The organism is Xanthobacter versatilis (genome assembly GCF_043193975.1).
Lineage (GTDB): Bacteria > Pseudomonadota > Alphaproteobacteria > Rhizobiales > Xanthobacteraceae > Xanthobacter > Xanthobacter autotrophicus_E.
This window is the reverse complement of sequence record NZ_JBAFVB010000005.1, coordinates 81950-101574: the sequence shown is the minus strand read 5'-3', so window position 1 is coordinate 101574 and position 19625 is coordinate 81950. Positions and strand designations below refer to the sequence as shown.

Genomic DNA, 19625 nt, shown 5'->3' with positions numbered 1-19625 from the left:
GCAGGATCAGACGAGCAGGATAGTCGGGACAGGGCGAATGGAAATCAGGCGAGGCTGATTCGGGCAGGATCGAGGATAAGCCCGACGGCGGCGCCGGGCGCCAGCACCCCATCGGCCGGCGCCTCCACCAGGATGCGCGCACCGGCCGGGTCCTTGAGGGTGACCTTCTGGCGGGCGCCCTGGAATTCCACCTGCATCACCTCGAACACCAGCCCGGCTTCCGGGGGTGGGATGAGCCGCGCCGCCTCGGGACGGAACAGCAGCCGCACCGCGCCTTGCCCGGCCGGGGCGGCCGCCGGGGACGCAAGATCCGGCGGCAACGGTATGAACCCGGCAGCGGTCTCGAAGCGGCCGTTCGTCACCGTGCCCGCGAGGCGGTTGGTGATACCCACGAAATCGGCCACGAAATCGTCAGCCGGGCGGAAATACACATCGCGCGGGGTGCCGACCTGGGCGATGGCGCCGTTGCGCATCACCACGATGCGGTCGCCCAGCGCCAGCGCCTCGGCCTGGTCGTGGGTGACATAGATGGCGGTGATGGCGAGGCGCTTCAGCAGTGCATCGATCTCGCCGCGCAGATGCTCGCGCAGGGCGGCGTCCAGCGCGGTGAGCGGCTCGTCCAGCAGGATCACCCGCGGCTCCACGGCCAGCGCCCGGGCGAGCGCCACCCGCTGGCGCTGGCCGCCGGAGAGCTGGTCGATGCGGCGCTCCGCCAGCGCGCCGATGCGCATCATCTCCAGCACGCCGGCCGCCTGCGCGCGGCGTGCTGCCTTCGCCATGCCGCGCACCCGCAGTCCGTAGGCCACATTGTCGATGACGCTCATGTTGGGAAACAGGGCATAGGACTGGAACACCATGCCCACGTTGCGCTTCTCGATGGGCAGGGCGGTCACGTCCGCACCGTCGAAGCGGATCTGCCCGCCCGCGTCGGGGGCCTCCAGCCCGGCGATGAGGCGCAACAGGGTGGTCTTGCCGCAGCCGGAGGGGCCGAGCAGCACTAGCGTCTCGCCTGCCGTCACATCGAGGTCGAGGGGGGCGAGGGCGCGGGTGCCGTCGGCGAAGGTCTTGCCGCAGCCGGAGACGGTGATGGCGGCACCCCGGTTCATTTCGCGGCACCCTGCACGGTGCGGCCGAACAGCTGGAGGGCGACGAGCAGGGGCACGATCATGACGAAAAATACCAGCGTATAGGCGCTCGCGATTTCGAGGCGCATGGAGGCGTAGCTGTCGGCAAGTCCCACCGGCAGCGTCTTGGTGAGGGGGGTGTGCAGCATCCAGGTGAGGTTGAACTCGCCGATGGAGAGGGTCACCACCATCAGCGCCCCGGCGAGGATGCCGCCGCGCGCATTGGGCACCACCACTTGGAAGAAGCGTTGCAGCGGCGAGGCGCCGAGCGAGGCGGCACCTTCCTCCAGTGTGCGCACGTCCACGGCGGCGAGCACCGCCATCACCGCGCGCAGCATGAAGGGCAGGGTGTAGAGCACATGCCCGGTGAGGATGAACAGCGGGCTCATGCGGAAGTCGCGGATGCCGCCGTAGGCCAGGATCAACGCCAGCGCCAGCGCGAGGCCGGGGATGGCGACGGGCAGCGTCACCACCTCCTCCACCAGCCGGGTGAGCCGCGACGGCCGGCGCGCCAGCGCCCACGCCGCCGGCACGCCGATGAGCAGGGTGACGCCGAGGGTGCCCAGCGCGATGGCGATGGAGAGCGCGATGGTGTCGGAATAAAGCGCCAGCACCTCGCCGATCCATTTCAGCGTAAGACCGGAGGAGACACCGCGAAAGTAATTGGCGGTGAAGCCGGCGAGGATCGAGGCGCCCGCCGGCACCATCAGGAAGGCACACGCCAGAAGCGTCACCGTCAGCTGGAAGGCGAAGGTGAGGCGGTGGGGTTTCATCGACGCGGTCATGGCCTCACCCCGCCGCCGCCACGCCGGCGCCCGCGAGATTGCGCGCCAGCGCGAGCACCACCCAGGTGATGAGGCCGAGCGCGATGGAAAGGGCGGCGGCCGTGGCGAAGTTCGCGTTCAGGGTGAACTCCGTATAGATGGTCATGGCCAGCACATCGATGCGTGTCGCCAGCGTGAAGGCGGTGCCGAAGGCGCCCATGGCGGTGGCAAACGCAATGGCGCCGGAGGCCATGAGCGCCGGGGCGATGCCGGGCAGGGTCACGTCCCGCAGCACCTGCGCCGGGCTGGCGCCCAGCGAGCGGGCGGCCTCCTCCAGCGCCGGGTCCAGCTTCTCCACCGCCGCCATGAGGGTGACCAGCACCCGGGGCAGGGAAAAATAGACATAGCCGGCGAACAGCCCGGCCATGGAATAGGCGAATACCCACCGCCCCATCCCGAGCCCCATGGAGAGGCTGGAGAGCAGCCCCTGCCGCCCTGCCAGCAGGATCACCATGAAGCCCACCACCACGCCAGGAAAGGCCAGCGGCAGGGTTAGCAGGGACACCAGCAGCGGTCGGCCGAAGAAGCGGTTGCGGGCGAGGAACAGGGCCACCACCGTGCCGATGGCCAGCGTCGCCGCCGTCACTGCGGCCGAGAGCGTCAAGGTGGCGACGAGGGTCGCGAAGTGACGCGGGTTGGTGAGAATGGCGAGATATTCCGCCATGCCGTTTGGCCCGGAGCCAGCCACGCCGATGAGCCGCACCATGGGCAGCAGGAAAAACGCCGCCACGAACAGGAACAGCGGCAGCAGGAACAGGCGGGCGAGGCGGTCGGCGCTGTGCATGGGGTGGGACCGGGTTGGAGAGTGCCGGGGTGATGGCGGCGCAAGGACAGTCGGGCTCCCTCCCCCGCAAACGGGAGAGGGCTTTGCCGCGGCTCGTAGCCCTCACTTCACCGCGTTCAGATAGGCTTCCGAGAAGGCCTTCTGGGCGGCTTCCATCTTGGCGTAGTCCACCGGCTTGGCGCGGGCATAGTCGGCGGCGGGCAGGAAGCGGCTCGCCACCTCCGGCGGCAGCTTGATGTCGCGGGCCGGGCGCAGATAGGCCTTGGCCCACATGGTCTGGCCCTTGTCGGAGAGCACGTAGTCCAGCACCTTTTTGGCCGCTTCCGGGTGGGGGGCGCCCTTCACCATGGTCATCACATAGGGCACCACCACGCTGCCCTCGCACGGGATGACGAACTCGAAGTGGCCCATGTCCGAGTAGCGGGCGCGGTAGGCGTTGAAGTCGTAGTCGAACAGGATCGGGATCTCGCCGGAGACCACGCGGGCGTAGGAGGTCTGCTTCGGCACGATGGGCTGGTTCGCCTGCAGCTTCTTGAAGTATTCGATGCCCGGCTTGAAGTCGTCCAGCGAGCCGCCCATGGCGCCGTTCACCGCCACCGCGCCCACATAGCCCACGAAGGCGCTGGTGGGATCGAGATAGCCGACGAGGCCCTTGTATTCCGGTTTCAGCAGGTCGGCCCAGCAGGCCGGCACCGGCGCGCCGCCGAGCGCGTCCTTGTTCACGAACATGCCGAGGGTGCCGGAGTGGATGGTAAACCAGTTGCCATCCTTGTCCTTCAGTCCGTCCGGGATGTCGGCGAAGCCCTTGGGCTCGTAGGGCTGGGTCACGCCGGCGTCCTTGGCCTTGATGCCGAAGGTGACGCCCAGATAGGCCACATCCGCCACCGGGCTCGCCTTCTCGGCAATGATCTGGGTGAGGGACTGGCCGGAATTCTTGTTGTCCTGCGGCACGTCGATGCCGGTGTCGGCCTTGATGGCCTTCAGCATGCTGCCCCAGTCGGCCCATTCGGGCGGGCAATTGTAGCAGATGGCGTCCGCCGCCGCGGCCGGCCGGCCGGCGAGGGGAAGCGTCGCGAGGGCGAGAGCGGCAAAGGCGCCGGCTTTGAGGAGGCGGGGAAGGGTGGGGCGCATGGCTGGCCTCGGGAGAAGGAGAGGGGCGTTCTAAACTCTGGACGCAAGCGTTCCGCCGGGGCGGAGCGTAAACGGCAGGTGCTCGACACGGGGCGTGGCGCCCGTCTCGATCATGGTGAAGAGCATCGCCACCGCGTGCTCCCCCATGAGGCGGGTGGGCGTATCCACCGTGGCGAGGGTGGGGTGAACCGCCCCGCCCAGGGCAATGCCGTCGAAGCCGGCAACGGAGATGTCGTCCGGCACGCGGAGCCCCAGCGTGCGCAGGGCCCCGACCACGGACAGGGCGAGCAGGTCGTTGGAGCAGAGCGCCGCCGTGGGCGGCGCTCCGGCGCGAAAGAGGCCGGCGAGGGCCTCGGCATGGCTCGGCGCATCGCCGAGATAATCGAGCTCGAGGGGACCCTCGGGCTCAAGGCCCGCCGCTTCCATGGCGGCGCGGTAGCCCTCAAAGCGGCGGCGGGCGCGATCGGAGGTGGCGAAGCGGCCGGCGAGATAGGCGATGCGCCGGTGGCCGGCCGCGATCATGGTCTCGGTGAGGGCGCAGGTGGCGCCGGCGTTGTCCACGCACACGGCGGCCCGGCCGGGGCGGGCCGGTTCGTTGTGGACCAGCACGTAGGGGATGCCCTCCGCCTCCAGCAGGTCGAGGGTGGCATTCTCGCAGGCATCGGCGACAGTGAGGATGAGGCCGGCCACGTTCTGGGCGACCAGCGTCTCCACCAACTCGGCCTCGGCACCGGGCTCGTAATCGGTGGCGGTGAGCAGCAACGTGTGCTGCCGCTCCCGCGCCGCCGACTGCATGCCGGCCACCGAGGCTGCGAACACCGGGTTGGTCAGGCTGGGGATGACCACGCCTAGCGTCCGGGTGCGCAGGGTCTTCAGCGCGCGGCCGATCTCGCTCGGGCGGAAGCCGAGTTCAGCGACGGCGGCCCGCACGCGCGCCTCAACAGCTGTGCTGGTGGGGGCCGAGCGGTTGATGACCCGGCTGACGGTGGCGATGGAGCAGCCGGCGCGTTCGGCGACGGTGCGAATGGTGACGATGCGTGCCATCCAGCGATCCTGAAGCCGGCGACTGGAGGCCGTCCAGTCCGTGAAATCGTTTTCAGGAACTTATTCTACAAAGCACGACAGGCATATGACCGTTGGCGCGATCCTTTGAAACGGGACCTCGGCTGTGCGTCTCGCAGCGGATCCCGGTGACCCTGACCACATGTGCAAACGCGGACAGCGGGCGTGCCGGAGCACGCCCGCTGTGGGGAAGGGAGGATCAAGGGCGGCGAGACTCCCTTCCTTCGCTGAGCCTCACCGGGGTGGGAGGCGATCTGGGGGGCCGCGGCGTGCGCCGGGCGGAACGAGGCCGGGGGGCGGCGGTGGCAGCAGCGCCGGCTCGATCTGCGCCAGCCGCTGGAGCTGGTCCGGGGACAGGCGCGCCTTCAGCGCTTCCACCGCCTGCCTCAGCCGTGTTCCGGCCCGGCCGGCCTCCTCGTCGCGCACCGCAAGGGCGTTGACGAGGGCGAAGGGGGCGGGCGCCGCGGCCGGGGCGGCAGGGGGCGGGACGGGCGCGCCCGGAGGCGGCGGGGGCGGGGGAAGGGCGGCCTGGAAGGCGTCGGTGAAGTCGCGCCAGGCGTCCATCTGGTTCGGCCGGACGCCGATGGCGGTTTCGGCAGCGGCGAGAGCCTGGGCGAGCCCCAGCGGACCGCCGGGGGGCGGGCCACCGCGCGGTCCGGCGGCGTCTCGTGGATGGCCGGGGCGCGCCGGCGCGCCGGCCTCGTCAAGACCGGGGGGCGGCGGGATGCGGGGCAGGTCCGGGGGCACGTCCGGCGGCAGCGGCTGGCCTTCCATCGCGAGGGCAGCGAAGCGAACCGGTGCGCTCGTGGCCTGCGGCAGCCGGTCCTGGGTCTTCGAGGCGGCGGGGGCGGACATGGACGCAGCGAGTGCGCATCCCGCCACGAGGGCGAGGGCCGCGCCAGCAAGAAGCTTGGTGCGCAGGGGCTTGAAGATCATGGAGTGCCTCCTGTCTTTCTTCAGGTTGAAGGCACCTTCACCCCCTCCCGTTGCTGGCGAAGGTCGGGACATGTCCCAAGGTGTCGGCGGTGGGCGAATTTGTATCGCAATGTTGCTGAGAGCCCGCAGGCAACGCTTCGATGCAATGGAGGGCGCGGCGGAGGCGGGTCTCCGCTAGACTCGGCGAAAAGGAGACGCCGGTGCAGTCCGAAGGCGCAACGCATATTCTCGTCGTCGATGACGATCTCGAAATCCGGAAATTGCTCGGGCGCTACCTGGCGGCCCAGGGCTTCCGCGTCACCACGGCCGGCGACGGGCGGGAGATGGAGGAGAAGCTCGCCACCCAGCGCATCGACTTCGTGGTGCTCGACCTGATGCTGCCGGACGCCTCCGGCCTCGATTTGTGCCGCGCCCTGCGCAACCGCTCGAAGATCCCCGTCATCCTGCTCACCGCGCTGAAGGAGGATGTGGACCGCATCATCGGGCTGGAGATCGGCGCCGACGATTATCTCGGCAAGCCGTTCAACCCGCGCGAGCTGGTGGCGCGCATCCGCGCCGTGCTGCGGCGCACCGGCGCGGCCGAGCCGGAGCCGGTGGCGGCCACCGCCTTCCGCTTCGCCCGCTTCCGCGCCGAGCCGGAGCTGCGCCGCGTGACCGATGCCGAGGGAGTGGAGGTGGCGCTCACTGGCGCCGAGTTCGACCTGCTGATGGCGTTCCTGGAGCGGCCGGGCCGCATCCTCTCCCGCGAGCAGTTGCTGGACATCACCCGTGGCCGCGAGGCCGGGCCGTTCGACCGCTCGGTGGACGTGCTGGTGAGCCGCCTGCGGCGCAAGCTCGGCGACCAGGGCGCGTTCCAGATCCTGAAGACCCTGCGCAACGGCGGCTATCAGCTGGCGGTGCGGGTGGACCGGGAGGACGCCTCGTGAGGACCCTGCGCGCGCAGGTAACCGCGCTTCTGGTGGTGGCCGTTCTGGTGGTGACGGCGCTGGCCAACGTCGCCTCTTTCTTTCTGACCCATCCCGAATGGCCCCCCTTTGACGAAGGCGACAAGGCTCAGGACATCGCCCTCCTCGCCGATCTGGCGGCGGCGGTGCCGGTCACGGGCGCGCCTGTGACCGTGTTCGGCGGGGGGCGCGGGGTGATCCAGAAGGCGCCGCCCGACGGCGAGATCGACCAGGTGGCCACGCGCATGCTGGCCGACGGTCTCGCCCGTCTCGGCCGCAGGATGCCGGTGCGGGTGTTGCGGCCGGGACCCGCAAGCCAGAAAGGTCCAGGCCAGGCCGGATTCGGCCCCCCGGGCCCAGGTCAAGCCGGGCCAGGTGAGCCGGGACCGCCCAATGTGGACCCGGGGCGGCCGGGCCCGGACCATTCTGGCCCTGATGAGGGTCCCGCGCTTACGGCGCTCGGCCTTGCCGACGGGCGCTGGCTGGTGATCCAGCGGCGCTTCGGTCCCATGGGCCCGCCCTCCGGACCGCCGGGCGGGACCTTCGGCTTTGCCACCTGGCTCGCCTTCATGGTGGCGGGGGTGACGCTGGTGGTGGTGTTTGCTGTGCGGAGGCTGACCAAGCCCCTGTCCCTCATCGAGGAGGCGGCCGGGCGCATTGGCCCTGACGGCGAACTGCCGGTGCTGCCAGAGGAGGGGCCGACGGAGGTGCGCGCGGCGGCGGCCGCCATCAACCGCCTGTCGGCGCGCCTCAAGGTCGCCATGGACAGCCGGATGCGCATCGTGGCCGGCGCCGCCCACGACCTGCGCACGCCGCTCACCCGCATGCGCCTGCGCGCCGAGTTCATCCCCGATGACGAGGAGCGCGCCCAGTGGCTGTCCGACCTGGAGGAACTCGACCGCATCGCCGACAGCGCCATCCGGCTGGTGCGCGAGGAGGTGGAAGGTGGACCGGAGGAGATCGTGCGTCTCGACGATCTGGTGGATGGTGTTGTCGCCGAAGTGGTCGAGGCGCGCCGGCCCGTCCGCCTCGTGCGTGCATCACCGGCGGCGGTGCGCGGGCGGCCCTTGTCGCTGAAGCGGGCGGTGCGCAACCTGGTGGTCAATGCCGCCACCCATGGCGGCGGCGCGCGGGTGTCTGTCAGCGCCGAGGCCGGCCGGGTGGTGCTGCTCATCGAGGATGACGGCCCCGGCATTCCCGAGGCGCTGATGGGGCAGGTGTTCGAGCCGTTCTTCCGGGTGGATCCGGCGCGCCAGGTCAAGATTCCCGGCGCGGGGCTGGGGCTTGCCATCGCCAACGAGATCGTCTCGCGCCACGGCGGCCGCCTCACCCTCGCCAACCGGCCGGGCGGCGGCCTGCTGCAGCGGGTGGAACTGCCGGGGGTCGCCGTGGAGGGGTGAGGGCGCGGGGAGGGGGGCGACGCGCATGACGCTCCGGCAAGCGGGCGGCCTTGAGGCCGCCCTGCGGGGGCTCAGCGGGTCGGGACCGGCTTCTCGCCGCGATAATCGTAGAAGCCGCGCTGGGTCTTGCGGCCGAGCCATCCGGCTTCGACATATTTCACCAGCAGCGGACAGGGGCGGTACTTGGAGTCCGCTAGGCCCTCGTGCAGCACCTGCATGACCGCCAGGCAGGTGTCGAGGCCGATGAAGTCGGCCAGCTGCAGCGGTCCCATAGGATGGTTCGCGCCGAGCTTCATGGCCCGGTCGATGGAATCCACGCTGCCGACGCCCTCGTAGAGGGTGTAGATGGCCTCGTTGATCATGGGCAAAAGGATGCGGTTGACGATGAAAGCCGGGAAGTCCTCGGCCACCGCATAGGTCTTGTGAAGCCGGGTGACGAACTGCTTCGAGCTTTCGAAGGTGTCGTCGTCGGTGGCGATGCCGCGCACCAGCTCCACCAGCTCCATCAGCGGCACCGGATTCATGAAGTGAATGCCGATGAAGCGCTCGGGGCGGTCGGTGGCGGCGGCGAGGCGCGTGATGGAGATGGACGAGGTGTTGGAGGCGAGCAGCGCGTCGGGCCGCAGCACCTGGCAGAGGCCGGTGAAGATCTTGCGCTTCACCTCTTCCTTCTCGGTGGCCGATTCGATGACGAGGTCGCAGTCGGCCAAGTCCTCGGTGCGCTCGGCCATGCCGATGCGGGCGAGGGCCACCTGCCGGGCTTCCTCGGTCACGGTGCCTTTGGAGACCTGCTTGGCCATGTTGCCGTTGATGGTGGCAAGGCCGGAGCGAATGCGGTCGGGGTCCGCGTCATGGATGAATACGTCATAGCCGGCGAGGGCGCAGACGTGCGCGATGCCGTTGCCCATCTGGCCTGCGCCGATGACCCCGACCTTCTTGATCTCGAGCGGCATGATTCTCTCGTTTCACCTTGAAGCCGGGGGGAGGAGCCGGCGCCCCTGATGGCAGCGGCCGGGGCGTGCCCGGCCGCTCGTTTCTAGATCATTTTCGCGCCGCGTTGAATGGGGGGCACCGCGCGCGAAAACGCTTTGGCCTTATCCCTTCGCCTTGGCGAGTTCCGCCTTGAGCTCGGGGATGACGGTGTTGATGTCGCCGACGAGGCCGTAGTCGGCCACCTGGAAGATGGGGGCCTCCTCGTCCTTGTTGACGGCGACGATGACCTTGCTGTCCTTCATGCCGGCCAGATGCTGGATGGCGCCGGAAATGCCCAGCGCGATGTACAGCTCCGGGGCCACCACCTTGCCGGTCTGGCCCACCTGCCAGTCGTTGGGGGCATAGCCCGCGTCCACCGCGGCGCGCGAGGCGCCCACCGCCGCGCCCAGCACGTCGGCCAGCGGCTCGATCAGCTCGGCGAACTTCTCCCGCGAGCCCAGGGCGCGGCCGCCGGAGACGATGATCTTCGCCGCCGTCAGCTCCGGACGGTCGGAGGCCGCGATGGTCTCCTCCACGAAGGTGGAGACGCCGGGATCGGCCACCGCCGCGATGGCCTCGACCGCGGCGGAGCTACCCTCGCCGGTGGCGCCAAAGGAGGCGGTGCGCACCGTGATCACCTTCTTGGCGTCCGAGGACTTCACGGTCTGAATGGCGTTGCCCGCATAGATGGGCCGCTCGAACGTGTCGGGAGCCACCACCTTGGTGATGTCCGACACCTGCATCACGTCCAGCAGGGCGGCCACGCGCGGCAGCACGTTCTTGGCCACCGCCGTGGAGGGGCCGACGATGGCGTCATAGCCGGGGGCCAGCGCCACGATGAGCGCGGCGAGCGGCTCGGCGAGGCGATGCGCATAGAGCGCGTCGTCCGCCAGCAGCACCTTTTCCACGCCGGAAAGCTTGGCCGCGGCATCGGCGACGCCCTTGGCGTTCTGGCCGGCCACCAGGATGTGCACCGGGCCACCGAGGGCGGCGGCGGCGCTGAGCGCCTTGGCGGTGACGCCGTTGAGAGCCGAATTGTCGTGTTCGGCGAGCAGCAAAGTTGCCATCAGATCACCCCCGCCTCATCCTTGAGCTTCGCCACCAGCTCGGCCACCGAGCCCACCTTCACGCCCGCCTTGCGGCCCGCGGGTTCCGCGGTGGAGAGCACGGTGAGGCGCGGGGCAACGTCCACGCCGTAGTCGGCGGGCGTCTTCTCGGCGATGGGCTTCTTCTTCGCCTTCATGATGTTGGGCAGCGAGGCGTAGCGCGGCTCGTTGAGGCGCAGGTCCGTGGTGACGATGGCCGGGCCGTTGAGCTTCACGGTCTGCAGGCCGCCGTCGATCTCGCGGGTGACAGCGACGCCGCCGTCCTCGATCACGACCTTGGAGGCGAAGGTGCCCTGCGGCCACCCCAGGAGGGCGGCCAGCATCTGGCCGGTCTGGTTGCAGTCGTCGTCGATGGCCTGCTTGCCAAGGATGACGAGGCCGGGGGCTTCCTCGCCCACCACGCCCTTGAGGATCTTGGCGACAGCGAGGGGCTCCACCACCCCGTCCACCTTCACCAGGATGCCGCGGTCGGCGCCCATGGCGAGGGCGGTGCGCAGGGTCTCGGAGGCCTGCGCCGGGCCGATGGAGACGGCGATCACCTCGGTGGCCTTGCCGGCTTCCTTCAGGCGCAGCGCCTCTTCTACCGCGATCTCGTCGAACGGGTTCATGGACATCTTGACGTTGGCGAGCTCTACGCCCGACCCGTCCGATTTCACCCGGACCTTCACGTTGTAATCCACCACCCGCTTAACGGGCACCAGGATCTTCATTGAGGCGTGCTCCCCGTTCCCGAAATATCGACCGGCAGTCGAAAAATCGCACCGGTCTTCCAGTCTTCCGCGTCGTCCCTGCATTGCAGCATTTTGTGCGGGCCGGCAACGTAGGAGGGGCCAGAAAGTGTGTCAACGCTCGCGCTTTCAAGGTCTGCTAAAGTTGGATTTGCAGATCTTCTACGGCTCGTTCTTCCGCGGCGCCTGCCGGCTCGGCACTCCGGAGGGGTCGGTATCCAGCAGCGCCACCCCCGGCCGGCGCATCACGGTCACCAGCAGCGCTCCGGCAACGAAACCGCCCACATGGGCCCACCATGCGGTGTCCTGGTCGCGGCTCACCAGGATCTGCCAGATCTGGAGGGTGAACCACGCGCCGATGGCCCAATAGGCCGGCACGCGCAGCGGGATCTTCATGAGCACCAGCGCCCACAGGCGGATATTGGGGTGCAGCACCAGATAGGCGGCGATCACCCCTGCCACCGCGCCCGACGCTCCCACCAGAGGCGCTTCCGAGGCGGGGTTCGCCAGCACGTGGGCGCTCGCCGCCAGGGCGCCGCACAACAGGTAGAAGGCGAGGAAGCGGACGTGGCCAAGCGCGTCTTCCACATTGTCGCCGAACACGAACAGGAACGTCATGTTGCCGATGAGGTGCAGCCAGCCGCCGTGCAGGAACATGTAGGTGACGAGGCTGAAGGGCGCGGGAATGCGCGCATAGCCTTCCGGCAGCACCGCCTCGCCCGTCACCACCGCCGGAATGGTGCCGAAGGCGAGGGTGCCGGCCTCGCTCACCGCGCCGAAGGCGCCGTGCTGGAGCGCCAGGAACACGAACAGGTTGAGCGCCAGCAGCGCCCAGGTGACGTAGGCGTGCCGCACATGCTCCAGCGGGTTGGCGTCGGCGATGGGGAGGAACATGGCCCAAGGTCTTCCACGGGCGCCCTGTGCGCGCCCATGGCCGGAAGCCTAGAGTATTTTCGGGTGGAGGGGGCAGCGGACCGCGCGAAGAAAATGCGCCGGAGTGACGATCCGGGACGCGCCACCCCGCCGGTGGGCGGAGGGTGCGCCCTCATCACTTGCCTGGAGGCCGCCTCGTGGGGCCGGCTCGGCGTCAGGTACGGCTGGCTCCCGGCACCCAGAGCACGTCGGCGGCGCCGCGGGCGTTGGCGTAGCGGCCGGCCACGAACAACAGGTCCGACAGGCGGTTCACATAGTGGATGGCCGGCCCGCCCACGCTCTCGTCCGGCTGGTGCGACAACTCCACCATGATGCGCTCGGCGCGCCGGCAGACGGTGCGGGCGAAATGCAGGTGGGCGGATGCCGGCGATCCCGCCGGCAGGATGAAGGAGGTGAGGGGCGACAGCTCGGCATTCAGCAGGTCGATGTCGCTTTCCAGCCGGCTCACCTGCGCCGGAAGGATACGCAGCGCCGCGCCCGCCGCCTCGTCCGCCTTAGGGGGCACGCACAGGTCGGCGCCGAGATCGAACAGGTCATTCTGCACACGCATGAGCATGGCATCGAGCACCGCTTCGCCCGAAAGATGCAGGCGGGCGAGGCCGATGGCGGCGTTGGTCTCGTCCACCGCGCCGTAGGCGTCCACGCGCAGGTCGTATTTGGGTACCCGCGCGCCGGTGCCGAGCCCCGTGGTGCCGTCGTCGCCGGTGCGCGTGTAGATCTTGTTCAGCTTCACCATCTGGCTGCAGTTCCTCTCAGCGTCCGAGCGTGCCGACCCAGCTCACCGCCCCATGGCGAAGATGGTGATCATCACCAGGATGATGGCGCCGAACTGGAACAGCACGCGCAACTGCATCAGCCGCTGGGACCGTTGGGGCGAGCCGCCCGAGGCGACATTGAACAGGCCGAGGATCAGAACCCCTGCCACCAGGGCCAGAGCCAGCGGGATGAAGAGATAGATGGACCAGTGGAGCATGGGGCAGACCTCGGGGACGCGGTAGGGCCGCGTCAGTTGAGGAAGACGATAGCTGCATTCAGGGTGGAGGCGTAGCACACCCAGGCGAGATAGGGCACCAGCAGCCCTCCCGCCGTGCGGTCCACCCGGAAGGCGGCCCGCACTGCGAGGGCCAGAACGACGATGAGAGCGAGGATGACGACGAGCCCCGCCACCGGCGCGTGCAGCCCGAAGAAGACGGGCGACCACAGCGCATTCAGCGCCAGCTGGGCGAGGAACAGGCCGATGGCGGTGCGCCGCGCCGGCGACGGGGCGACCTTGTCCCACAGCCGCCAGAGCGACAGCGCCATCAGGATGTAGAGGATGGTCCAGGCGATGGGAAACGCCGCGTTGGGCGGGGTCCACGCCGGCTTGTGAAGACCCTGATACCAAGCGGGAATGGCGGGGGCCGTTACGGCGCCGCCCACCGCCGCAACCACCCCCACCAGTGCAAGGCAGGCGAGGAGCCTCAGCCGCGAGACGGCGCAGGGGGAAAAGGATCTCGATTGGATCAGCGACATGGGCCACCTTTTGCGTTCGAACTTATTCGAACGCGGTGCCGGGACGGATCGTTTCCCGAGATTCCCAAGCTGCGGCTATGGCTCAGCTCACGATGTGGCGGCTGATTTCCTCCACCGGCAGCATGACGAGGTCCTTGGCGATTTCCCCGTCCACGCGGCCCTTAACCTTGGCGCTCAGCGCGCCGCGCAGGGTGCCGAGGGCCCGCGGCGGCGCCACCAGGAGGATGCGCTCCGGCGCCGTCCCGGCCTCCACCATCACGCCGAGCCGGGCGGCCACGCGGCCGAGAAACGCGGCTTCCGCCTGCGCGTGCAGATCGGTCTCTTCCATGGCGCTGCGCGCGGTGGTGGCGGATTCATGGACCCGGCCGGGCCGGTCGGTGCCGAGGGCGGCGGTGCCGGGATGGGGTTCGTCGTAGCTTTCGAGGACGCTGAGTTGCGGGACGAGGGCGGTGCCGGCATCGGCCAGAAGGATGGCCTTGGCACCATCGCAGACCACCACCAGGCGGTGGGTCTTGTCGTGCTTCGTCATGTGCTGCCTCCCGTTGTTATTACGCCGACGCCTTCTTCAGTGACGCCGGATACGACGTGATCCTGGACGCCTTGGCGCCCCGGCACCTTGATGGCGCCGCCTTGACTGTTTCGCCTTGATATGGCGTGTCCTGCGACTTTGTGACGGCAGGGGGGCCCTTGCCGCCATCAAAGGCGCGTGAGACCATTTTCGATACGGAAACCCCAAGCCCGCTTGGTCGTTCCAAGTCATGGGCTCAGGAGGGGAGGCCTCGCGATGCCATTTCTCGTTCGTTTCCTGCTGCGGCACGCGGTGATCGGCGTCGGCGTGGCCGCCGTCTTCGTCGCGCTCCTCGCTGCATTCGACGTGGCGCATCTGGGCACCCTGTTCGCCACCTCTCCCGATGGCCCGCTGGCGCTCATCGTGCTTACCCTGGCACTCGGCGTGACCTTCGGCAGCGTGCAGATGGGCTTTGCCGTGATGCTCATGAGCGACAAGGACGAGCCGCCGCGCGGCCGTCGCATCCGCCTCACCCGTCTGGTGCCGCGGCTGGCGCGGGTGCATGCGGGCCGCTGAGGCGGCAGTCTTGTGAACCGTCAGGTCGTTGAAAGGCCGGGCATTGCCCGGCCCTTTCGTTTGCGGACCTACTGGCCCTTGCGCCGCAGGGCGTCGGCGAGGGCAGCGCCGAACGCGCCCTGGGCGGGCTTGTCCTTCGGCGGCGGGCTCCGGCGGGTGTCGTTCTGGCGCGGCTCATTCGGGCGCTGGTCCTGGGGACGGCCGGCGGGGGGCCGCCCGCCGGCATCGTCCTTGCGCATGGAGAGGGCGATGCGCTTGCGCTTCACATCCACTTCCACCACCCGCACCTTCACCACGTCGCCGGCCTTCACCACCTCGTGGGGGTCCTTCACGAACCGGTCGGCCAGCGCCGAGACGTGGACCAGCCCGTCCTGATGCACGCCGATGTCCACGAAGGCGCCGAAGGCGGCCACATTGGTCACCGTGCCTTCCAGAACCATGCCGGGCTTGAGATCACTCATCTCGTTCACCCCCTCGGCGAAGGTGGCGGTCTTGAACTGCGGGCGCGGGTCGCGGCCGGGCTTCTCCAACTCCGAGAGAATGTCACGCACCGTGGGCAGGCCGAAGCGCTCGTCCACGAAGGCGCGCGGGTCCAGCGCCTTCAGTGCCGCCGTGTCGCCCATGAGGGCGCGCACGTCCCGCCCGCAGGCGGCGACGATCTTCTTGGCGAGGTCATAGGCTTCCGGATGCACGGCGGAGGCATCCAGCGGCTCCGTCCCCTCGGCGATGCGCAGGAAGCCCGCGGACAGCTCGAACGTCCTAGGCCCGAGGCGCGCAACCTTCAGCAACTCCTTGCGGGTCTTGAACGGCCCCACCGTGTTGCGATGGGCGACGATGGCCTCCGCCAGCGAGGCGCCGAGGCCTGACACGCGGGCGAGCAGCGAGGCAGAGGCGGTGTTGAGATCCACCCCCACGGCATTCACCGCATCCTCCACCACCGCGTCGAGAGCCTTGGCGAGGCGGGCCTGGTCCACGTCGTGCTGGTATTGGCCCACCCCGATGGCCTTGGGCTCGATCTTCACCAACTCCGCCAGCGGGTCTTGCAGGCGGCGGGCGATGGAGACGGCGCCGCGGATCGACACGTCGATGTCCGGCATTTCGGCCGCGGCGGTGGCGGAGGCGGAATAGACCGAGGCGCCGGCCTCGCTCACCACCACCTTGATGGGGTGGGGTGGCGGCAGCATGCCAAGGAGATCGGCCACCAGCTTGTCGGTCTCGCGGCTCGCGGTGCCGTTGCCGATGGCGATCAGCTCCACCTTGTGCTGACGGATGAGGTGGGCCAGCGCCGCGCTCGCCCCCTGCACGTCGTTGCGCGGCTGGAAGGGATAGACGGTGGAGGTGGCAATGAGCTTGCCGGTGCCGTCCACCACCGCCACCTTCACGCCGGTGCGGATACCGGGGTCGAGGCCCATGGTGGCGCGCGATCCGGCGGGGGCGGCCAGCAGCAGGTCCTTGAGGTTGCGGGCGAACACGCGGATGGCCTCTTCCTCCGCCCGCTCCCGCATTTCGCCCATCAGCTCCACGGTGAGGTGGAGCGAGAGCTTCGCCCGCCATGCCCAGCGGGCCACCTCCAGCAGGAAGCCATCGGCGGGCGCGCCGTTGGCCAGCGGAATGGCGAAGGCTTCCGCCACGATGCGCTCGGCGGGCTTCACCGGGGTGGTGGCGTCCTCGTCCACCACCAGGTCCAGCGTCAGCATCTCTTCATTGCGGCCGCGCAGCATGGCGAGCACGCGGTGGCTGGGGGCGGTGGCCCATTTTTCCGAATGGTCGAAATAATCGCGGAACTTGGCGCCCGCCTCCTCCTTGCCCTCGGCCACCCTGGCCTTAAGCACGGCATTGGCCTTCAGATGCGCGCGCAGGCGGCCCACCAGTTCCGCATTCTCCGCGAAAGTCTCCACCAGGATGTCGCGCGCGCCGTCCAGCGCCGCCTTGATGTCTACCACCTGCTCGTTGAGGAACGCCGCCGCGCGCTCGGCGGGGGCGACGGACCGGTCGGCGAGGAGGGCCTCGGCCAGCGGCCCCAGCCCCTTCTCGCGGGCGATCTCCGCCTTGGTGCGTCGCTTGGGCTTGTAGGGGAGGTAGAGGTCCTCCAGCTCCGCCTTGGTGGTGGCGGCGTCGATCTTGCCGCGCAATTCGTCGGAAAGCTTGCCCTGCCCGTCGATGGAGGACAGCACGGCGGCGCGCCGCGCCTCCAGCTCGCGCAGGTAGGACAGGCGTTCTTCCAGGGTGCGCAGCTGGGTGTCGTCGAGGCCGCCCGTGACCTCCTTGCGGTAGCGGGCGATGAAGGGAACCGTGGCGCCTTCGTCGATGAGGGACACGGCCGCGCTGACCTGCGCCGGGCGGGCGCTGATCTCGGCGGCGATGATGCGGGCGATGGTCTCGCTCATTCCCTGCGGTGCGGCGGCAGCCATGGGCTCTCCTTCGGAATCGGGGCACGCCCCATACCGGACCAACGGGACGCTGTCACGATGCGGTAACCAGGCCCCGCCGTCCGCGGTGGAAAAGCGTCTCGGAGCTGCGATCACTCCCGTCATGGCCGGGCTTGTCCCGGGCATCTACGCCGAACCGCTTGGGACAGGATGTGAAAGTATTTCCCAGCCTCTCCGAGTGGATGGCCGGGACAAGCCCGGCCATGACGGCGCTAAAGTTCAGGATGGGGTAACGAGCGCCCATCCTGGGAATGCTTGATCAGTCTGTCAGAACAGGTTCAGGCCCGGCGGCAGGGCAAGGCCGCCGGTGAGGCTCTTCATCTTCTCCTGCATCACCCGCTCGGCCTTCACGCGGGCATCGCCCAGGGCGGCGACGAGGAGGTCTTCCAGGATCTCCACCTCGTCGGGCTTAACGAGGGAGGGGTCGATGCGCACGGCCTTGCATTCGCCCTTAGCGGTGACGCGCACGGTGACCAGGCCGCCGCCGGAGGCGCCTTCCACCTCGACCTGCTCCAGTTCCGCCTGCATCTGCTGCATGCGGTCCTGAAGCTCCTTGGCCTGCTTCATCATCCCCATCAGGTCGCGCATGGACTTCATCTCCCTGTCATGGCGCGCGGCGGCGCTCGGCGCCGCGCGGACCGATCATTGAACCTACGCGTTTTCTTCACGCGAACCGGTATCCACTTCGCTCGAAAACGCTCTAGTATTCGAGTTCGTCGTCGGCCCCGGGGCCGGCATAAAGGTCTTCTTCCGAGGGGGCGAGCACCTCGGTGTCGATGGGCGCTTCCTCGCGGGTCCGCACGTCAACCACCTCGGCGCCGGGGAAGCGGGCGAGCACGGCGGCCACCAGCGGATGGGCCTTGATGCCCTCCTCCCGCTCGGCCTTCACCGCCGCATTCTCCTCCGCCAGGGTCGGCCCGCCCGCCTGCGAGGAGATGGAGACCAGCCAGCGACGGCCGGTCCAGTCCGAGAGCTTGCGGGAGAGGTCTTGAATGACGCTGGCGGGGGCACCGGGCGCCAGCGCCACCTCGATGCGGCCCTCCTCCACATGCACCGGACGCAGCGATGTCTCGACCGCATGCTTCAGGGCGAGGTCGCGCTTGGCGGCGACATACTGTGCCACGTCGGCAAGGCTGGCGAGACGGGGACCGGCCGCCGGAGCCGCCACGGCCGCCACTGGCGCGGAGCGCATCTGCGGACGCGCCTCTGCGGGGCGGGGGGCGAGGGACAGGCGTGCGCTGCCGCCCCCTCCACCGCCGCCGCCAGAGGGGGCGGAGGGCGGGGCCGGGGCGTCGGTAACAGGCTGGTCTTTCAGGCGCCGCAGGGCTTCGTCCGGGGTGGGCAGATCGGTGGCGTAGCCGAGGCGCACCAGCGCCATTTCCGCCGCCTGGGCGGGCTTGGGAGCCTGCTGCACCTCGCCGATACCCTTGGTGAGCATCTGCCACGCCCGCGCCAGCACCCGCATGGACAGGCCCTGCGCCATCTCCAACCCGCGCACCCGTTCGGCTTCCACGAGGGCTGCATCCTGCGCCGCGTCGGGCATGATCTTGAGGCGGGTGACCAGATGGGTGAATTCGGCCAGATCCGTGAGGATCACCGCCGGATCGGCGCCGGCATCATACTGGTCGCGGAATTCGGAGAGCGCGCGGGCCATCTCGCCCTTCATCAGCGCCTCGAACAGGTCGATGACGCGGCCCTTGTCGGCAAGGCCCAGCAGCCGCCGCACCTCTTCCGCGCCCACCGCGCCGCCGCCATGGGCGATGGCCTGGTCGAGCAGGGAGAGGCTGTCGCGCACTGAGCCTTCCGCCGCCCGCGCCACGATGGCAAGGGCCTCCGGCTCGATGGTGACGCCTTCCTTGGCGCAGATGCCGGCAAGATGCGCCGCCAGCTCGCCGGCCTCCACGCGCCGCAGGTCGAAGCGCTGGCAGCGCGACAGCACGGTGACCGGCACCTTGCGGATCTCGGTGGTGGCGAAGATGAACTTCACATGCTCCGGCGGCTCTTCCAGCGTCTTCAACAGGCCGTTGAAGGCCGCCGTGGAGAGCATGTGCACTTCGTCGATGATGTAGACCTTGTAGCGCGCCATCACCGGGCGGTAGCGGGCGCTCTCGATGATCTCGCGGATGTCGTTGATGGAGGTGTTGGACGCGGCGTCCATCTCCATCACGTCCACATGGCGCGATTCGATGATGTCGCGGCATTGCCTGCCCATCACCGACAGGTCGAGGCTGGGCCCGCCGGCGCTGCCATCCATCGGCTCGTAGTTCAGCGCGCGGGCGAGGATGCGCGCGGTGGTGGTCTTGCCCACGCCGCGCACACCGGTGAGGATATAGGCCTGCGCGATACGCCCGGAGGAGAAGGCATTCCTCAGGGTGCGGACCATGGCCTCCTGGCCGATGAGGTCGGTGAAATTCTGCGGGCGGTATTTGCGGGCCAGCACCCGATAGGCGGCGGGGGCCTCCGAGGTCGGAGCCGGACGCGCGGGGGCGGACGGGGCGCCGAGGTCGAGGCCTAGCCCCGGATTCGGCCCGTCATCGTCCTGGTGCGCGTGGGTGTCCTCGCTCATGAAGCTGCCTTTGGGGATGTGCAGGGGATGCCTGCCCTAGGATGCACCTGCCCCATACATAGCATCGCGGTCGCCCGCGTCGATGGGCGG

General features: G+C 69.3%; 20 protein-coding genes. 3 read left to right on the top strand and 17 right to left on the bottom strand.

Features of this window, described 5'->3' with window-relative positions:
• Positions 1-44 precede the first annotated feature (44 nt).
• The 6 genes from V5F66_RS11795 to V5F66_RS11770 all read right to left on the bottom strand — a co-directional run bounded on the left by V5F66_RS11795 (position 45) and on the right by V5F66_RS11770 (position 5861).
• On the bottom strand, positions 45-1106 hold the full coding sequence (locus V5F66_RS11795) for an ABC transporter ATP-binding protein (protein ID WP_394052291.1): 1062 nt from the start codon (positions 1104-1106) through the stop codon (positions 45-47).
• Complete coding sequence (locus V5F66_RS11790; RefSeq protein ID WP_012114175.1) at positions 1103-1909, bottom strand: ABC transporter permease; 807 nt, start codon at positions 1907-1909, stop codon at positions 1103-1105. The genes V5F66_RS11795 and V5F66_RS11790 overlap by 4 nt, the downstream gene beginning before the upstream one ends.
• Before the next feature lie 4 nt (positions 1910-1913).
• Positions 1914-2732: an ABC transporter permease gene (locus V5F66_RS11785; RefSeq protein ID WP_394052293.1), complete on the bottom strand. Its 819-nt coding sequence runs from the start codon at positions 2730-2732 to the stop codon at positions 1914-1916.
• Positions 2733-2834: 102 nt separating this feature from the next.
• Positions 2835-3863, bottom strand: a complete 1029-nt coding sequence (locus tag V5F66_RS11780) for an ABC transporter substrate-binding protein (RefSeq protein ID WP_393999408.1) — start codon at positions 3861-3863, stop codon at positions 2835-2837.
• A gap of 30 nt (positions 3864-3893) precedes the next feature.
• Positions 3894-4907 (bottom strand): substrate-binding domain-containing protein, encoded by a 1014-nt coding sequence (locus tag V5F66_RS11775; protein WP_012114178.1) that lies wholly within the window; start codon positions 4905-4907, stop codon positions 3894-3896.
• A gap of 252 nt (positions 4908-5159) precedes the next feature.
• Complete coding sequence (locus V5F66_RS11770) at positions 5160-5861, bottom strand: hypothetical protein (RefSeq protein ID WP_394093919.1); 702 nt, start codon at positions 5859-5861, stop codon at positions 5160-5162.
• A 140-nt stretch (positions 5862-6001) separates the two neighbouring features.
• Between V5F66_RS11770 and V5F66_RS11765 the strand changes: the two genes are divergently transcribed.
• Together V5F66_RS11765 and V5F66_RS11760 are read left to right on the top strand one after the other, a co-directional pair.
• The gene (locus V5F66_RS11765) at positions 6002-6787 is read left to right on the top strand and encodes a response regulator (protein WP_012114180.1); all 786 of its coding nucleotides are present in this window, start codon (positions 6002-6004) and stop codon (positions 6785-6787) included.
• Positions 6784-8205: an ATP-binding protein gene (locus V5F66_RS11760; protein WP_394093918.1), complete on the top strand. Its 1422-nt coding sequence runs from the start codon at positions 6784-6786 to the stop codon at positions 8203-8205. The genes V5F66_RS11765 and V5F66_RS11760 overlap by 4 nt, the downstream gene beginning before the upstream one ends.
• Positions 8206-8276: 71 nt before the next feature.
• Here the strand turns inward: V5F66_RS11760 and V5F66_RS11755 are convergent, their stop codons facing one another.
• From V5F66_RS11755 to V5F66_RS11720, 8 genes are all read right to left on the bottom strand, one after another.
• A complete protein-coding gene (locus tag V5F66_RS11755) occupies positions 8277-9158 on the bottom strand; it encodes a 3-hydroxybutyryl-CoA dehydrogenase (RefSeq protein WP_012114184.1) in 882 nt (293 codons plus the stop codon).
• Positions 9159-9299: 141 nt separating this feature from the next.
• On the bottom strand, positions 9300-10244 hold the full coding sequence (locus V5F66_RS11750) for an electron transfer flavoprotein subunit alpha/FixB family protein (protein ID WP_393999411.1): 945 nt from the start codon (positions 10242-10244) through the stop codon (positions 9300-9302).
• The gene (locus V5F66_RS11745; protein ID WP_393999412.1) at positions 10244-10993 is read right to left on the bottom strand and encodes an electron transfer flavoprotein subunit beta/FixA family protein; all 750 of its coding nucleotides are present in this window, start codon (positions 10991-10993) and stop codon (positions 10244-10246) included. Before V5F66_RS11745 ends, V5F66_RS11750 begins: the two co-directional genes overlap by 1 nt.
• Before the next feature lie 180 nt (positions 10994-11173).
• Positions 11174-11905 carry a rhomboid family intramembrane serine protease gene (locus tag V5F66_RS11740; RefSeq protein ID WP_394093917.1) on the bottom strand — a complete coding sequence of 244 codons (732 nt, stop codon included), beginning with the start codon at positions 11903-11905 and terminating at the stop codon, positions 11174-11176.
• A 193-nt stretch (positions 11906-12098) separates the two neighbouring features.
• Positions 12099-12680 carry a cob(I)yrinic acid a,c-diamide adenosyltransferase gene (locus V5F66_RS11735; RefSeq protein WP_394093916.1) on the bottom strand — a complete coding sequence of 194 codons (582 nt, stop codon included), beginning with the start codon at positions 12678-12680 and terminating at the stop codon, positions 12099-12101.
• 42 nt (positions 12681-12722) lie between these two features.
• A complete protein-coding gene (locus V5F66_RS11730; protein WP_012114190.1) occupies positions 12723-12917 on the bottom strand; it encodes a twin transmembrane helix small protein in 195 nt (64 codons plus the stop codon).
• A gap of 32 nt (positions 12918-12949) precedes the next feature.
• Positions 12950-13456, bottom strand: a complete 507-nt coding sequence (locus V5F66_RS11725) for a TspO/MBR family protein (RefSeq protein ID WP_394093915.1) — start codon at positions 13454-13456, stop codon at positions 12950-12952.
• 82 nt (positions 13457-13538) lie between these two features.
• On the bottom strand, positions 13539-13985 hold the full coding sequence (locus V5F66_RS11720; protein ID WP_394093914.1) for a host attachment protein: 447 nt from the start codon (positions 13983-13985) through the stop codon (positions 13539-13541).
• A gap of 255 nt (positions 13986-14240) precedes the next feature.
• Between V5F66_RS11720 and V5F66_RS11715 the strand changes: the two genes are divergently transcribed.
• Entirely contained in the window at positions 14241-14540 is a 300-nt protein-coding gene (locus V5F66_RS11715) for a hypothetical protein (protein ID WP_393999415.1), read from the top strand.
• A 68-nt stretch (positions 14541-14608) separates the two neighbouring features.
• On the opposite strand, the gene V5F66_RS11710 is transcribed toward V5F66_RS11715, so the two are convergent.
• The 3 genes from V5F66_RS11710 to V5F66_RS11700 form a co-directional block, all read right to left on the bottom strand.
• The gene (locus V5F66_RS11710) at positions 14609-16951 is read right to left on the bottom strand and encodes a Tex family protein (protein ID WP_394093913.1); all 2343 of its coding nucleotides are present in this window, start codon (positions 16949-16951) and stop codon (positions 14609-14611) included.
• 285 nt (positions 16952-17236) lie between these two features.
• Positions 17237-17557: a YbaB/EbfC family nucleoid-associated protein gene (locus V5F66_RS11705; protein ID WP_012114195.1), complete on the bottom strand. Its 321-nt coding sequence runs from the start codon at positions 17555-17557 to the stop codon at positions 17237-17239.
• A gap of 112 nt (positions 17558-17669) precedes the next feature.
• On the bottom strand, positions 17670-19535 hold the full coding sequence (locus tag V5F66_RS11700) for a DNA polymerase III subunit gamma/tau (protein ID WP_394093912.1): 1866 nt from the start codon (positions 19533-19535) through the stop codon (positions 17670-17672).
• Between the last annotated feature and the right edge of the window lie 90 nt (positions 19536-19625).

Excerpts from the sequence above, each read along its gene's own strand:
- V5F66_RS11795 (WP_394052291.1), bottom strand. The coding sequence starts at position 1,106 with ATGAACCGGGGTGCCGCCATCACCGTCTCCGGCTGCGGCAAGACCTTC.
- V5F66_RS11790 (WP_012114175.1), bottom strand. The coding sequence starts at position 1,909 with ATGACCGCGTCGATGAAACCCCACCGCCTCACCTTCGCCTTCCAGCTG.
- V5F66_RS11785 (WP_394052293.1), bottom strand. The coding sequence starts at position 2,732 with ATGCACAGCGCCGACCGCCTCGCCCGCCTGTTCCTGCTGCCGCTGTTC.
- V5F66_RS11780 (WP_393999408.1), bottom strand. The coding sequence starts at position 3,863 with ATGCGCCCCACCCTTCCCCGCCTCCTCAAAGCCGGCGCCTTTGCCGCT.
- V5F66_RS11775 (WP_012114178.1), bottom strand. The coding sequence starts at position 4,907 with ATGGCACGCATCGTCACCATTCGCACCGTCGCCGAACGCGCCGGCTGC.
- V5F66_RS11770 (WP_394093919.1), bottom strand. The coding sequence starts at position 5,861 with ATGATCTTCAAGCCCCTGCGCACCAAGCTTCTTGCTGGCGCGGCCCTC.
- V5F66_RS11765 (WP_012114180.1), top strand. The coding sequence starts at position 6,002 with ATGCAATGGAGGGCGCGGCGGAGGCGGGTCTCCGCTAGACTCGGCGAA.
- V5F66_RS11755 (WP_012114184.1), bottom strand. The coding sequence starts at position 9,158 with ATGCCGCTCGAGATCAAGAAGGTCGGGGTCATCGGCGCAGGCCAGATG.
- V5F66_RS11750 (WP_393999411.1), bottom strand. The coding sequence starts at position 10,244 with ATGGCAACTTTGCTGCTCGCCGAACACGACAATTCGGCTCTCAACGGC.
- V5F66_RS11745 (WP_393999412.1), bottom strand. The coding sequence starts at position 10,993 with ATGAAGATCCTGGTGCCCGTTAAGCGGGTGGTGGATTACAACGTGAAG.
- V5F66_RS11740 (WP_394093917.1), bottom strand. The coding sequence starts at position 11,905 with ATGTTCCTCCCCATCGCCGACGCCAACCCGCTGGAGCATGTGCGGCAC.
- V5F66_RS11735 (WP_394093916.1), bottom strand. The coding sequence starts at position 12,680 with ATGGTGAAGCTGAACAAGATCTACACGCGCACCGGCGACGACGGCACC.
- V5F66_RS11730 (WP_012114190.1), bottom strand. The coding sequence starts at position 12,917 with ATGCTCCACTGGTCCATCTATCTCTTCATCCCGCTGGCTCTGGCCCTG.
- V5F66_RS11725 (WP_394093915.1), bottom strand. The coding sequence starts at position 13,456 with ATGTCGCTGATCCAATCGAGATCCTTTTCCCCCTGCGCCGTCTCGCGG.
- V5F66_RS11720 (WP_394093914.1), bottom strand. The coding sequence starts at position 13,985 with ATGACGAAGCACGACAAGACCCACCGCCTGGTGGTGGTCTGCGATGGT.
- V5F66_RS11715 (WP_393999415.1), top strand. The coding sequence starts at position 14,241 with ATGCCATTTCTCGTTCGTTTCCTGCTGCGGCACGCGGTGATCGGCGTC.
- V5F66_RS11710 (WP_394093913.1), bottom strand. The coding sequence starts at position 16,951 with ATGGCTGCCGCCGCACCGCAGGGAATGAGCGAGACCATCGCCCGCATC.
- V5F66_RS11705 (WP_012114195.1), bottom strand. The coding sequence starts at position 17,557 with ATGCGCGACCTGATGGGGATGATGAAGCAGGCCAAGGAGCTTCAGGAC.
- V5F66_RS11700 (WP_394093912.1), bottom strand. The coding sequence starts at position 19,535 with ATGAGCGAGGACACCCACGCGCACCAGGACGATGACGGGCCGAATCCG.